We start from the raw sequence: 13,887 nt of genomic DNA, 5'->3' as shown, positions 1-13,887 counted from the left end.
TTAGAGAACCAAGTGCTCTGATTTGACCCGCACCATCATGCCGGTCTGCAGTTGGACCTGTACATCGTCCTTGGTCACTTCCTTGATGGTTGCCGGAACCGGGAATTTACCCATAACGACGCGCACATCCTGGCCCACTTTCAGCGTAGCGGCATCCACTTTAACAAGCGGAGCTTCAGCAGCGGGCACTTTGGCGGCAGCCTTCGGCTTGGCAGCGACATCAGCCTTCTCGGTTTTGCGCACAGCAGGGCGACGAGGCTTCTTGGCCTTCTCATCCTTCTCTTTGGTATTGGTACGACGGCTGGCGAATACACGCTCTTTGCTCTCTTTCAGAGCTTGCTTGGCGTGCTCGATGTGCTCTTCGGTCAGCAGTTCACCCGGATTACCATCCAGATCAACGCGAGCCTGGCCAGCTTTGAGTCCGTGCAGGTAGCGCCAGCTGGAGGTGTATTGACGCAGTGCGGAGCGCAGCATGGTCTTGGAGACTCTGGCATCGTCAGCAAGACGCTCGGCCAAATCCTGGAAGATGCCAATCTTGAGCGGCTTGGCCTCTCCTTCAGCAACGAAGCAGGCCGGGAATTTCTCGACCAGGTAGGCAACGATCTCTTTACTGTTCTTCAGCTTCTCAGTGTTTTCCATGTATAACCTTGGCTTTCATATAAACGCACGGGCACGTCCCGAGCACAACAAAGGCCCCATTATAGAGAGCTTGGGGCCTTTTGCGAACCATCTAGCAATGACTTAGAGCATGCTTTCCAAAATTTGCACTGTTTCTTCAAGACCAATTCGATCTTGCTGGTCGAAACGGTTAAAAACTGGACTATCGATATCGAGTACCCCGATGATCTCGTCACCGCGGCGCACCGGGATCACGATTTCCGAGTTGCTCGCGCCATCGCAAGCGATGTGACCGTCGAACTGGTGGACATCATCAATGAGCTGGGTTTTCCCCTCAGCCACTGCTGTGCCACACACCCCGCGGCCGACCGGGATCCGCACACAGGCCGGTTTGCCCTGAAACGGCCCCAATACCAGAGTCTCGCCCTGCAACAGATAAAAACCGACCCAGTTGATCTCCGTCAGCTCCTGATTCAGCAGCGCAGACAAGTTGGCCATATTGGCAATCAGATCGGTTTCGCCCTCCAGTAGTGCCTTGGCCTGCTGGTTGAGGGTGCGATAAAATGGTTGTTTTTCAATCATGATTAAATGCACTTCACTCCCTGATGGTTTGGGGAAGGTAACGCCTGCCAGGGAAATTTCAAATATTTTTTCCACTCTGCCACCATTGAACGATTATTCACGGGCAACAGAGAGGGCCAATTGCTGGCGTTGGCCATTGCTCCATTCAATATTGAGCAACCAGACCATGACCAGAGAGGTACAGCTTCCTACCAGTGTTGTACCCTGCCATCCTCCCGCGACTTGTTCAAAGTTCACCGGAATGGTCCCCATAAACATATCTCGCCCTTCCAGCCAGGCTTTTAACGGCTTGATTTCCGGGTCGCCCCCTTGGATATCTATTGCAAAGTCATGTTCGGCACGTAGCGGTAACACCTTGATGGCCACCGTTAGTGGTTTGTTACCAATCAATGCGCTGCAAGGTGTGTGGGAAAGATCACAAATCTGATCTTTTGTCTGGCCAGCAGTCATGCTGTTATCGGCCGAAAACCAGGTGCGATAGGCCACCAGCGCCAATAGCAGCGCCAATACAAGTGCAAGGTGCAGTACTTTACGTGCGGTAAGTCTCTCTTTCATCAAAAAACGTCCGTTTAAGATGCAATTAAAATGTTTTTTTGTGATCACGAACAAGGTAAAAAACGGCCAGAACGATACCGGACGGAACCAAATATATCACTGTTTATACTGTTATTTTACCTGTCGCTTCAGTATCATTCCCATGCAGTTTTCATTTAGCCATCTTTTGCTTTTCCTTTCGTTAACAGGCGTTAACAACTGGTTGGCGGTGGCTTGATGGAGCCAGTCCGGTTTTCCGGATAAAACATCAAACAACAGCAGCATCGGAAGCGGAATATAACGATGAGCCATACAACTAACCATCCTGAGTACAACTACACCGTTGTTCGCCAGTTTACCGTCATGACGATTGTCTGGGGAATTGTCGGCATGTCGGTTGGCGTACTGATCGCAGCCCAGTTGATCTGGCCTGCCCTCAACTTCGAAACCCCCTGGCTGACTTACAGTCGTCTGCGGCCCCTCCACACCAACGCAGTGATCTTCGCCTTTGGCGTCAGTGCCCTGATGGCCACCTCGTTCTACGTGGTACAGCGCACCTGTCAAACCAGACTGTTTGGTGGCCCGTTGGCAACCTTCGTCTTCTGGGGCTGGCAAGCCATCATTCTCTCTGCCGCCATCTCTCTGCCGCTGGGTTACACCTCCGCCAAAGAGTATGCCGAGCTGGAGTGGCCGATTGACATCGCCATCACTGTGGTATGGGTCGCCTATGCCATCGTCTTCTTCGGCACACTGATGAAGCGCACCACCTCCCACATCTATGTGGCGAACTGGTTCTTCGGCGCCTTCATCATCACCGTTGCGGTGCTGCACATTGTCAACAACATGGAAGTACCGCTCTCCGGCATGAAGTCTTACTCCATGTACTCCGGCGCCATGGACGCCATGGTGCAGTGGTGGTATGGCCACAACGCGGTAGGCTTCCTGCTGACCGCCGGCTTCCTGGGGATGATGTACTACTTCGTGCCCAAGCAGGCCGGTCGTCCGGTTTACTCCTATCGCCTCTCCATCGTGCACTTCTGGGCGCTGATCTCCCTCTATATCTGGGCCGGTCCGCACCACCTGCACTACACCGCACTGCCTGACTGGGCTCAGTCCCTCGGGATGGTAATGTCCCTGATCCTGTTCGTCCCCTCCTGGGGCGGCATGATCAACGGCATCATGACCCTCTCCGGTGCCTGGCACAAACTGCGTTATGACCCCATCCTGCGCTTCCTGATCGTCTCCCTCTCTTTCTACGGCATGTCGACCTTCGAAGGCCCGATGATGGCGATCAAAACCGTCAACGCCCTCTCCCACTACACCGACTGGACCGTTGGTCACGTGCACTCCGGTGCGTTGGGCTGGGTTGCCATGGTCTCCATCGGTGCGGTTTACCATCTGATCCCGAACCTGTTCGGCCAGGGCCGGATGTACAGCGTCAAGCTGATCAACGTTCACTTCTGGCTGGCGACCGTGGGCACCGTGCTCTACATCGTTGCCATGTGGATTTCCGGCGTGATGCAGGGCCTGATGTGGCGTGCAGTCAACGAAGACGGCACCCTGACCTACAGCTTCGTTGAAGCGCTGCAGGCATCCTATCCCTTCTATTTCGTGCGCTTCCTGGGTGGCTGCTTCTTCGTCACCGGCATGTTGCTGATGGCTTACAACGCCTATCGCACCATCACTGCGCCCAAAGGTTCTCTGGAACCTGTCGCCCAGCCAGCATGATTGAAGAGGTCAACCCATGAGCAACAATAACCGTCACGAAATATTTGAAAAAAGCGTTCCCATGCTGGTGGTCGGCATCATCTTCGCCATCAGTCTGGGGGGCCTGGTTGAAATCACTCCGCTGTTCTTCCAGAAGCAAACCACCGAGCCGGTGGAGGGCCTCAAGCCCTACACCGCTCTGCAGATGGAAGGGCGCGACATCTTCATTCGCGAAGGCTGCACCAACTGCCACAGCCAGATGATCCGTCCGTTCCGTGCCGAAACCGAACGTTACGGTCACTACTCTGTCGCAGGTGAGAGCGTCTGGGAGCACCCCTTCCTGTGGGGCTCCAAGCGTACTGGTCCGGATCTGGCCCGTGTCGGTGGCCGCTACTCCGACGAGTGGCACAAGGTTCACCTGATCAACCCGCGCGATGTGGTACCGGAATCCAACATGCCCGCCTACCCCTGGCTTGATACCAACGTGCTGACTGGCGAGATGACCGGCAAAAAACTGGCGCTGTTCCGCGATCACTTCGGTGTGCCCTATACCGACGCCGACATTCAGGGTGCTGGCGAAGCCGTGAAGGGTAAAACCGAGCTGGATGCGCTGGTGGCCTATCTGCAATCACTGGGTCATGCCCTGAAATAAGGAGGCGAAAATGGACTACGGCACATTTCGCGGTCTGTATACCTTGCTGTTGATGGCCATCATGATTGGCATCATCGTCTGGGCCTACAGCAAACGCCGCAAGACCTCTTTCGACGAGGCTGCCAATCTGGTTTTTGCCGATGATGAGCAACCCGGTGCTGATAAAAAGAACGCAGGAGCGAAACAATAATGAGCACTCTGTTTAGCATTTTTGTGACTGTCATCAGTCTGGGAACCATCCTCGGCTGCTTCTTGCTGCTGATGTGGTGCCGCAAGGACAAGATGGGTGTTGAAGAAGGCAAATCGATGGGTCACTCCTTCGATGGCATCGAGGAGATCAACAACCCGCTGCCGAAGTGGTGGACTTACATGTTCCTCTTCTTCATCGTCACCGGTCTGGTCTATCTGATCGCCTTCCCGGGGCTTGGCAACTTCAAAGGCCTTCTGGGCTGGCAAAGTTCCAACCAGGACGTGCGCTCGCTGGCAGAGTCCAAGGCTGCAACCGAATCGGCTAAGGCCGAAGGTCGCGCAGTGGAGTATGACCGCGAGGTCGCCAAGGCTGACGAGATCTACGGCGCCAAGTTCCGTGAACTCACCTACGAAGCGGATGGCAAAACCTATCGAGCCATCACCGAGATCGCCAAGGATCCGGAAGCCCTGAAAGTGGGTCAGCGTCTGTTCCTGCAGAACTGCTCCCAGTGCCACGGCTCCGATGCCCGTGGTGGCCGCGGCTTCCCGAACCTGACCGACAGCGAATGGCAATGGGGCGGCCAGCCTGATCAAATCAAGACCACCATCATGGGCGGTCGTCAGGGGATCATGGCTGCCTGGGGTGAAATCCTCGGCAAAGATGGCGTTCAGGAAGTGGCCTCCTATGTGCTGAGCCTCTCCGGTCGCAAGGTTGACCTGGTGGAAGCGAAGAAAGGTGAAGCCCGCTTCGCCATCTGCGCAGCTTGCCACGGTGCCGATGCCAAGGGCGGTATTGCCGTCGGGGCGCCAGATCTGACCAACAACACCTGGCTCTACGGTGGCTCCCGCGAAGTGGTGGTACAAACCATCACCCACGGTCGTCACGGCGTGATGCCAGCCTGGAAAGATATTCTGGGTGAGGACAAGGTTCACCTGCTGGCCTCCTACGTTTACAGCCTGTCCCATCAGCCTGCTAAATAAAGGTCGCTCACATAAGTCGTAACATGTGATAAACACGTGATTACACAGCAAAAAGCCTCGACTCCTCGAGGCTTTTTGTTATCTTGTGTTACGTAAAAACCATCTTCCACGTTAATCATTCGTTTCATGGCAGTAGCAATCATGACCCAACCTCTATCCAAACCGTGGTATCGCCAATTCTGGCCCTGGTTTATCATCGCCCTCCCCACTGCCGCCGTTGTTGGCAGCATAGCCACCGCCATCATCGCCAGCAAGGATGGGGTCAATCTGGTGGCCGAGGACTATTACAAACAAGGGAAAGAGATCAATCAGGACTTGAGCAAGTTTGACCGCTCCGAAGCGCTCAATATCCGCTTTGGGCTGGAGGTTGACGGCAACGAGCTGACCCTCAAACCCATCAGCGGTGACATTCCTGCCGGGCAAGCTCTCTATCTCTCATTGTTCCACCCGACCTTGGCCGGTCAGGACAGTGAACACATGATCACCGCCGATGCGAGCGGTACCTATCGCCTCCATTTCGACAAGCCGCTGGTCGGCAAGTGGCACATTCGGGTCGATGCCTTTGATCACCAATGGCGATTGCAAGAGACCGTCCAGCTGCCCACCCTGGCCCCTGTCGAACTCGACCCGAAAGGACGCTAAGCCATGACCGGCTGTTCTCACTGTGGCGAGCCGGTGCTCGCCAGTGCCCCTGCTGCTTGCATTCTGCATTCAGGGAGGCATAACGCATGACCCCCTGCTTTCACTGTGGCGAGCCGGTACCCGCCAATAGTGGCTATTCCCTCGAGATAAAGGGGATTGTTCGCCCCATGTGCTGCCCCGGCTGTCAGGCTGTGGCAGAAACCATCATGGAGTGCGGCCTCGCCAGTTACTACGATCACCGCACCGCTCCCGGCACCAAGGGCGATCTGGTGCCCGAGGAGCTGGCCGCCCTCACCCACTACGATCTGGCAGAAGTACAACAGGATTTTGTCACCGACAACGGTACCCTTCGCGAAATCCAGCTGACAGTTGAAGGGCTCACCTGCGCCGCCTGTGCCTGGCTTATCGAACGTCACCTAATGACCCTTGGCGGCCTGCGCTACATCAACGTCAACACCACCACCCACCGGGCCCGCATCAAGTGGGATCCGGGCCGGCTCTCCCTGAGTGACATCCTCAAGGGATTTGCCCAGATCGGCTATCGCGCCTATCCGTTCCAGACCCATCAACAGGAGGCGCTCTACGCCAAAGAGGTGCGCAGCTATATGTTCCGGCTGGCACTGGCAGGGCTTGGCTCGATGCAGGTGATGATGTGCGCCGTGGCTCTCTATATGGACCTCTTCATCAGTGTTGAAGATGAGTTCATGGTCTACTTCAAGTGGATAAGCCTGTTGCTCTCCACCCCCATCATGATCTATTCAGCCCAACCCTTTTACGTGGGTGCCTGGCGCAGCCTGAAACAGGGCCATCTGTCGATGGATGTGTCGGTGTCGCTGGCGCTGATCGGGGCTTTTATCGCCTCCATGTGGGCCACCGTGTTCAATACCGGTGAGGTCTATTACGACTCCATCACCATGTTCGTCTTCTTCCTGCTGCTGGGGCGCTTTCTCGAGTTGCGGGCCCGGCGCAAGGCGTCGGAATCGAGCTCCAACCTGGCACGACTGGTGCCCATCATGGCGACCCGCATCGATGATGAAGGGGAGCATGAGGTAGCGGCCAAGACCTTGCAGGTCGGCGATCGGGTACGGGTGCTGGCCGGAGCAACATTGCCGGCGGACGGCATCATTGTCGAAGGGCAAGCCAGCCTCAACGAATCCATGCTGACCGGTGAACAGCTGCCCCTGCTCAAACAGCCCGGTGAGCAGGTCTATGCCGGTACCATCAACACCGATGCCCCGCTGCAGATCCGGGTCAGCCACCGTATCGAAGAGTCGCGGATCGCCCAGATCATGCGGCTGCAGGATCACGCCCTCGACGACAAACCGGCCATCGCCCAGATGGCGGATCAGCTGTCGCGCCACTTTATTCTGGTGCTGCTGATCATTGCCGCCGCGGTCTGGACCTTCTGGCACTTCCATCAACCGGATCAGGCGTTCTGGGTCACCCTCGCCGTGCTGGTTGCCACCTGCCCCTGTGCCCTGTCGCTGGCCACCCCGACGGCGCTGACCTCGGCCACCGCCAATCTGACCCGTAACGGCATTCTGCTGCGCCGTGGTCATGTGCTGGACGTGCTGACCAAAGCCAACCGGATCGTGATGGACAAGACCGGTACCCTGACTACTGGCGAGATCAGTCTGACGCAGACTCAAGCGTTGGCCGACCTTGACGTGGCCCACTGCCTCGCCATCGCTCGGGCCATGGAGGCGCAATCCGAACATCCCATTGCCCGCGCCTTCCGACTGCCCGCCGACAGCATCGCCGTGTTGCCATCCGTTCGCGAGATCACCCCGGTCATCGGTCACGGCATCACGGCGCTGGTGAATGGCGTACGCTACCGCATCGGCAGTGCCCGCTGGCTTGGGCTGGATCCGGCGCAAGAACGCGGCCGCGGTCTGGCTATCTATCTGGCCGACGAGCAGAAGGTCTTGGCCCGCTTCAATCTGGAAGATACCCTGCGCCCCGATGCCAGGGCGCTGATCGCGGCATTCAAGGCGGCCGGTCTGCAAACTACCGTGCTGACTGGCGACAGCTCTTTGCAGGCAGACGAGATTGCCCGCGAGCTAGGAGTGGATGAGCTGGTCAAGGGGGTCTCGCCCGATGGCAAGCTGGCCTACCTCAAGGCCCGGGAAGCCCAAGGGGATATCAGCATCATGGTGGGCGATGGCATCAACGACGCCCCGGTACTGGCTGGCGCTCACGCCTCGTTTGCCATGGCTGGTGGCACCGATCTGGCGAAAAACAGCGCCGATGCCATCCTGCTGGCCGATGACCTGAGCCGACTGCTCGAGGCCAGAGTGCTGGCAATGCGTACCCGCAAGATCATCATCGAGAACTTCGCCTGGTCCATCGGTTACAACCTGCTGGTGCTGCCGCTGGCGGCCTGCGGCTGGCTGCCCCCCTATCTGGCGGCGGCGGGCATGTCGCTCAGTTCACTCATCGTGGTAACCAACTCGATGCGCCTCAACCGATGAGACCGGTGGCGGAAAATAGCTGAAAATGTGGCCTGCCTCCAATGCAGGCCACATTTCTCACTGATAGCGGCTGGCCCCCTGCCCGAACAGGGTTACCATAGGGGACACTTGCCAAGGATGAACGCCAAGGTACCTCTCATGAATATAATTTTTGTCCTGATCCCCATCGCCATCCTGTTTGTGATCATCGCCGGGGTCGTCTTCTTCTGGGCCATTCGCTCCGAACAGTTTGAAGATCTCGACCGGCAGGGTTCCAACATCCTGTTTGACGAAGAGCAACCTGCCCACAAACCCGTAAAGCCTGCTGACCATGACCCACAACCTTGATCTGGCCGGCGCCCTGCTGGTCGGACTGGCAGGCTCTGCCCACTGTATCGGCATGTGCGGTGGCGTCTCCGCCGCGCTCTCCATGGCGATCCCCGCCAACAAGCAGCACTTCTGGGGGCGGCTTGCCTATCTGCTCAACTACAACCTCGGCCGGATCCTGAGCTATGTGATTGCAGGTGCACTGGTGGGCGGCCTGCTCGCCACCACCAGCGAGCTGGGCGCAGGCAAACACGCTATTGCCGGCTTACGCCTGGTGGCGGCGTTATTGATGATTGCGCTTGGTCTCTATCTGGCGGGCTGGTGGCAAGGGATCTTGCTGCTGGAGCGGCTCGGCGCAAGACTTTGGCCCCGTATCAAACCGCTGGCGGGCAAGTTTCTCCCCTTCACCTCACCTGTGCAGGCACTGCCCTTTGGCATGGTGTGGGGTTGGCTCCCCTGCGGGCTGGTCTACTCCATGCTGACCTGGAGCGCAGCGGCCGGTTCGGCCAGTGGCGGGGCGCTGATCATGCTCTTTTTTGGTCTCGGCACCCTGCCCACCCTGTTCGCGTTGGGCGGGCTTGCCGATCGCCTGAGATACTGGCTCACCCTGCGCAGTTTGCGCCTTGGCGGTGCCCTGCTGCTCATTTTGTTCGGGGTGCATACCTTCTGGATTGGCATTGCTTCCTTTTGAAACCCTATCCAAAACGGATGAGTTGATGGTAAACTTGTTTGATATAAATCAATTATTCGTATGAGCCTATGATCCCGGAAAAGAAACCTGGCAGACGTATCCAGAGCGGTGGCTGTGCAATTCATTGCCAGGATTGCAGCATCAGTCAGCTCTGTATTCCCTTCACTCTGAACGACAACGAGCTTGATCAGCTGGACAGCATCATCGAGCGCAAGAAGCCGATCCAGAAGGGTGAAGAGCTGTTCAAGGCTGGCGATGAGTTCAAATCGCTCTATGCCATCCGTTCCGGGACCATCAAGTCTTACACCATCACCGAGCAAGGGGATGAGCAGATCACCGCGTTCCACCTCGCTGGCGATCTGGTCGGTTTTGACGCCATCCACAAACAGGCCCACCCCTCCTTCGCCCAGGCGCTGGAAACGGCCATGGTGTGCGAGATCCCGTTTGAAGTGCTGGATGATCTCTCCGGCAAGATGCCCAAGCTGCGCCAGCAGATCATGCGTCTGATGAGCAACGAAATCATGGGCGATCAGGAGATGATCCTGCTGCTCTCCAAGAAGAATGCCGAAGAGCGCCTCGCCGCCTTCCTGCACAATCTGTCGGTACGCTTCTCCGAACGCGGCTTCTCCGCCAAGGAGTTCCGTCTATCCATGACCCGTGGTGACATTGGCAACTATCTGGGGCTGACCGTCGAGACTATCAGTCGTCTGCTCGGCCGTTTCCAGAAGTCCGGTCTCATCAGCGTCAAAGGCAAATACATTACCGTACTGGATCAGGTCGCGCTGGGCATGATGGCCGGTGCAACTCGCCCGCCCTGCGGCTGATATTTTTCCGCTTACCCTCTCGCTTGTCTCCTGCTTTCCCTGCCGGATCCTTTCCTCTGGAATGTGATCCGGTACGTTCCCCATACCCTCCTCCTGCGCTAAGCTGTAATGGCTAAGATTCTGCTGTCATTGGACTTTTCCAAGGAGGAGAAGATGGTCAAATATCAGAATATTCTGGTGGTTATCAATCCAGAAGAGGAGCGTCAAATCGCCCTCGAACGGGCAGTCAAAGTCGCCGAGCTGGACGAAAGCGCCCATCTGACCCTGCTGCTCACCATCTATGACTTCTCGTATGAAATGACTGCCATGCTCTCGGTGGACGAGCGGCAAGAGATGCGTGATGGCGTCATTTCACAGCGACGTGAGTGGCTGGACGAGATCCTGACCCCCTATCGGGCACAGGGGATCGAATGCGAAGTGAAGGTAGTCTGGCACAATCGCCCCTTCGAGTGTGTCATTCAGGAAGTGCTGGAGCAGCGCCACGATCTGGTGGTCAAAGCCACTCACCATCACAGCTTCCTGCAAACCTTCATCTTTACCCCCACCGACTGGCACCTGCTGCGCAAATGCCCCTGTCCGGTGCTGCTGGTCAAGGAGGGTCACTGGCAACGGGGCGGCAACATCATCGCCGCCATCAACTGCTCAAGCGACGATCCGGATCAGAAACTGCTCAACGAACGGATCACCCAGGAGGGAAGCGACATCGCCGAACTACTGGGCTCCAACCTCTATCTGGTCAACACCTACCCGGGCACCCCGGTCAACGTGGCCATAGAGCTGCCGGAGTTTGATCCCAACGCCTACAACGAAGCGATCCGCAAACACCACGAAAGCCTGCTGCTCAGCCATGCCGACAAGTTCGGGATCGGTCATCTCTGGACCCGGGTAGCAGAGGGGCTACCGGAAGAGGTGTTGCCGGATATGGCCGAAGAGCTCAAAGCAACCTTGATGATCATGGGCTGCGTCGGCCGTACCGGTCTTTCTGCAGCTTTGCTCGGCAATACAGCCGAACATGTGATTGACCGCCTCTCCTGCGACATCCTGATCCTCAAACCGGCGGACTACAGCTGCCCGGTCGACAGTCGTCGCAATCAATCATAAGGTGCCTGGCACCTTGCCCTCCCCCGGGACATGGCTATAATAACGCGCTTATTTGTGTCCCGGGTTTTACGAGCATGCTAGAAGAGCTGAACGCCAAAGAAAAATACAGTTTTAACAAACTGCAGAAGCGCCTGCGGCGCAACGTGGGTCAGGCCATTGCCGACTTCAACATGATTGAAGAGGGCGACAAGGTCATGGTCTGCCTCTCCGGCGGCAAGGACAGCTTCGGTATGCTCGACATACTGATGAGCCTCAAAGCCAGCGCCCCCATCCATTTCGATCTGGTTGCCGTCAACCTGGATCAGAAGCAGCCCGGTTTCCCCGAGCATGTGCTGCCCGAGTATCTGGATTCTCTCGGTATCGAGTACAAGATCGTCGAGGAAGATACCTACTCCATCGTCAAGGAGAAGGTACCGGAAGGCAAAACCACCTGCTCCCTCTGCTCACGGCTGCGCCGCGGTATTCTCTACCGCACCGCACAGGAGCTGGGTTGCACCAAGATTGCCCTTGGCCACCACCGCGATGACATCCTCGAGACCCTGTTCCTCAACATGTTCTACGGTGGCAAGCTCAAGTCCATGCCGCCAAAGCTGGTGAGCGACGATGGCAAGAACGTGGTGATCCGCCCGCTGGCCTACTGCAAAGAGAAGGATCTGATCCGCTACGCCGACGTCAAAGCCTTCCCCATCATTCCGTGCAACCTGTGCGGCTCGCAGGAGAACCTGCAGCGTCAAGCCATCAAGCAGATGATGCAGGATTGGGATCGCCGCTTCCCCGGTCGTATCGAGACCATGTTCACCGCCATTCAGGACGTGATCCCGAGCCACCTACTCGACCACAAGCTGTTTGACTTCAAGAGCATCAATCGCGACTCCGGCATCATCGATGGTGGCGACAAGGCGTTTGATCCGCCCGAGATGCCAAAGGCGCCGCTGCTGGATATCGACGAGATGGACATGCTTGATGTGATTGAAGTGCGCTAAGCCGCTCTCACAAGGCACACGCCACGCAATAAAAAAGGAGCGATGAACGCTCCTTTTTTGCTTTCTGGATTGGCCTGTCACTGCGGTGACAGCGCGACCTATCTCACCCTTTATGCAGCCAGGGGGTCAGTCGCAGCACGTCACCCTGCAGGCGCAGTTGCCCGGTGGCGAACGCGGCCAGTTGCTCATTGCTCAGCAACAGATGGCCTTCCTGCCAGGGCAGCGCCTCCTGACGGGCGCCATCAATCAGATAAGCTGTTCCGCTCTGCTGCACCAGGGTAATGCGTACCCCTTCCATCTTCGGCAGGAAGTGCTTGCCGACCATGCCCGCCATCTTGTCGAGCAGCGACTGCATCTGCTGCTGACGGGCCGCCAGCTCGGCCAAGGGCAGCTCGGGCCCGTTCGGTGCGTCGGCCATCACCTGTACCGTCATATCGCAAGTGGCGTGCTCTTCTTTAAGGCCAACGGTCACGATCCCCTTGTCGAGGTTGAGATCCTCATCAAAAGGCAGGCGTAGTTCGCTATCGACCGTTACCTCGCCCGCGACCTCCTTACTGTCGGTTGCAACCCGGACAAAGGTGAGGCCACAGCGCTGGCCATTTTGCGGATCGGTCAGATAAAACCCCAGTCTGGCGTGACCAAACTCCCCTTTGGCAAAGGTCTTCATCTGGCTGTAGAAGGTGCTGTATTGCAGATCCAGTACCGGCTCAGCCAGCGCCAGCCCTGGCAGCAAGAGCGTGGCCAGCAGACTCTGGCGCACAGCCTTGGTCACTCCATATCGACGGGTCATTCAACGTCCTTTTGCATCATGCATTGAAATGGTTGGGGCCTTCTGTCACCTCGTTAACCTCTACCCCCACCCCGCAGAGATCCCGATAGAGGATCCCCTTGCAGTTGAAATAGAGCGGTGCCACCCAGATAAGCCCCAACCCCATGGGGAGCAGAGCCAGGAAGAAGAGCGCGGTCATCACGCCGTGGAACAGCACAATGCTGGGCCAGCCGCGCGCAAAGAGTTTAAGAGAAACCAGAATGGCCTGGGGCGGCGTCAGGCCACGCTCCAGCACCAGAGGTACGGTAAAGAGCAGCCCCATGCCGATCAGAGCCGAGGGGATGAAAGAGAGCACTGCGGGCAATCCCAGCAGATCGAATAGCGGGCCAAACAGGCTGGTGAGCAGACTGCCAAGCAGGCTCAGCATGCCGAGGCGTACAAAGTGGCGGAAGAAGTCGAACACCTGGTTGGCTCTAGCGCGCACCCCGACCGACTGCTGCAACCCCAGCATATCGAGGGAGCTGGTCATGGGGGCCATCACCACCGTCATCAGCAGGCTCAGCACCATGGCCACATTCATCTGGCTGTCATCCCCCAGATAGGGCAACAGCAGCACATTGCTGAGCAGGATCCAGATCGCCGTCACCCCGACAATCGCCAGCAGCAGGCCAAATCCGGTACGGCGGGTCTGTTGCCATCCCTCCTGGATGACCCCTTTCAGATCAAGGCGGTAGCCCTGGTTCAGAGACTGCTCAAGGGAGCCGCCAATACGCATTTTATTACTCAATTGACTATCCAATATCGAAAACGACCAAATCAGGTGGCACATTATAGCGA

The 13,887-nt window shown here is 57.2% G+C and carries 17 protein-coding genes; 11 read left to right on the top strand and 6 right to left on the bottom strand.

Annotated elements, in window-relative coordinates:
- From proQ to G5171_RS02060, 4 genes are all read right to left on the bottom strand, one after another.
- The gene (gene proQ, locus G5171_RS02075) at window positions 1-639 is read right to left on the bottom strand and encodes an RNA chaperone ProQ (RefSeq protein ID WP_005345438.1); all 639 of its coding nucleotides are present in this window, start codon (window positions 637-639) and stop codon (window positions 1-3) included.
- Window positions 640-741: 102 nt separating this feature from the next.
- Window positions 742-1,200, bottom strand: coding sequence for a GAF domain-containing protein (locus G5171_RS02070; protein WP_005345435.1), 459 nt, complete (start codon window positions 1,198-1,200; stop codon window positions 742-744).
- 93 nt (window positions 1,201-1,293) lie between these two features.
- The gene (locus tag G5171_RS02065) at window positions 1,294-1,755 is read right to left on the bottom strand and encodes a hypothetical protein (RefSeq protein WP_421243579.1); all 462 of its coding nucleotides are present in this window, start codon (window positions 1,753-1,755) and stop codon (window positions 1,294-1,296) included.
- Window positions 1,756-1,866: 111 nt separating this feature from the next.
- Window positions 1,867-2,046: a hypothetical protein gene (locus G5171_RS02060; protein WP_148344940.1), complete on the bottom strand. Its 180-nt coding sequence runs from the start codon at window positions 2,044-2,046 to the stop codon at window positions 1,867-1,869.
- Between G5171_RS02060 and ccoN the strand changes: the two genes are divergently transcribed.
- From ccoN to ttcA, 11 genes are all read left to right on the top strand, one after another.
- A complete protein-coding gene (gene ccoN, locus G5171_RS02055; RefSeq protein WP_005336616.1) occupies window positions 2,038-3,462 on the top strand; it encodes a cytochrome-c oxidase, cbb3-type subunit I in 1,425 nt (474 codons plus the stop codon). The two genes, G5171_RS02060 and ccoN, sit on opposite strands and share 9 nt — an antisense overlap.
- 16 nt (window positions 3,463-3,478) lie before the next feature.
- A complete protein-coding gene (ccoO, locus tag G5171_RS02050; protein ID WP_021230095.1) occupies window positions 3,479-4,093 on the top strand; it encodes a cytochrome-c oxidase, cbb3-type subunit II in 615 nt (204 codons plus the stop codon).
- A gap of 10 nt (window positions 4,094-4,103) precedes the next feature.
- On the top strand, window positions 4,104-4,283 hold the full coding sequence (locus G5171_RS02045) for a CcoQ/FixQ family Cbb3-type cytochrome c oxidase assembly chaperone (protein WP_005336620.1): 180 nt from the start codon (window positions 4,104-4,106) through the stop codon (window positions 4,281-4,283).
- Window positions 4,283-5,263, top strand: coding sequence for a cytochrome-c oxidase, cbb3-type subunit III (gene ccoP, locus G5171_RS02040; protein ID WP_047435046.1), 981 nt, complete (start codon window positions 4,283-4,285; stop codon window positions 5,261-5,263). The genes G5171_RS02045 and ccoP overlap by 1 nt, the downstream gene beginning before the upstream one ends.
- 141 nt (window positions 5,264-5,404) lie before the next feature.
- On the top strand, window positions 5,405-5,905 hold the full coding sequence (locus G5171_RS02035) for a FixH family protein (RefSeq protein ID WP_005345427.1): 501 nt from the start codon (window positions 5,405-5,407) through the stop codon (window positions 5,903-5,905).
- A gap of 86 nt (window positions 5,906-5,991) precedes the next feature.
- Window positions 5,992-8,376, top strand: a complete 2,385-nt coding sequence (locus tag G5171_RS02030; protein WP_421259755.1) for a heavy metal translocating P-type ATPase — start codon at window positions 5,992-5,994, stop codon at window positions 8,374-8,376.
- A gap of 138 nt (window positions 8,377-8,514) precedes the next feature.
- Entirely contained in the window at window positions 8,515-8,703 is a 189-nt protein-coding gene (ccoS, locus tag G5171_RS02025) for a cbb3-type cytochrome oxidase assembly protein CcoS (RefSeq protein WP_005336630.1), read from the top strand.
- Window positions 8,687-9,373 carry a sulfite exporter TauE/SafE family protein gene (locus G5171_RS02020; RefSeq protein WP_019446375.1) on the top strand — a complete coding sequence of 229 codons (687 nt, stop codon included), beginning with the start codon at window positions 8,687-8,689 and terminating at the stop codon, window positions 9,371-9,373. The genes ccoS and G5171_RS02020 overlap by 17 nt, the downstream gene beginning before the upstream one ends.
- A gap of 68 nt (window positions 9,374-9,441) precedes the next feature.
- Window positions 9,442-10,197: an FNR family transcription factor gene (locus tag G5171_RS02015; RefSeq protein WP_005336632.1), complete on the top strand. Its 756-nt coding sequence runs from the start codon at window positions 9,442-9,444 to the stop codon at window positions 10,195-10,197.
- 153 nt (window positions 10,198-10,350) lie between these two features.
- Window positions 10,351-11,298 (top strand): universal stress protein UspE, encoded by a 948-nt coding sequence (gene uspE, locus G5171_RS02010; protein ID WP_421259754.1) that lies wholly within the window; start codon window positions 10,351-10,353, stop codon window positions 11,296-11,298.
- Between the two features lie 74 nt (window positions 11,299-11,372).
- Complete coding sequence (gene ttcA / locus G5171_RS02005) at window positions 11,373-12,281, top strand: tRNA 2-thiocytidine(32) synthetase TtcA (RefSeq protein ID WP_005336634.1); 909 nt, start codon at window positions 11,373-11,375, stop codon at window positions 12,279-12,281.
- Window positions 12,282-12,384: 103 nt separating this feature from the next.
- On the opposite strand, the gene G5171_RS02000 is transcribed toward ttcA, so the two are convergent.
- Both G5171_RS02000 and G5171_RS01995 read right to left on the bottom strand, forming a co-directional pair.
- Window positions 12,385-13,071, bottom strand: a complete 687-nt coding sequence (locus G5171_RS02000) for a DUF2987 domain-containing protein (protein ID WP_421259753.1) — start codon at window positions 13,069-13,071, stop codon at window positions 12,385-12,387.
- Window positions 13,072-13,087: 16 nt separating this feature from the next.
- Window positions 13,088-13,825 (bottom strand): hypothetical protein, encoded by a 738-nt coding sequence (locus tag G5171_RS01995; protein ID WP_421259807.1) that lies wholly within the window; start codon window positions 13,823-13,825, stop codon window positions 13,088-13,090.
- Between the last annotated feature and the right edge of the window lie 62 nt (window positions 13,826-13,887).

It is taken from the genome of Aeromonas sp. 600774 (genome assembly GCF_049175075.1).
In the GTDB taxonomy this organism is placed as follows: Bacteria; Pseudomonadota; Gammaproteobacteria; order Enterobacterales; family Aeromonadaceae; genus Aeromonas; species Aeromonas veronii_A.
Note: the sequence above shows the minus strand (reverse complement) of the source record. Positions and strands in the feature narration are given on the sequence as shown.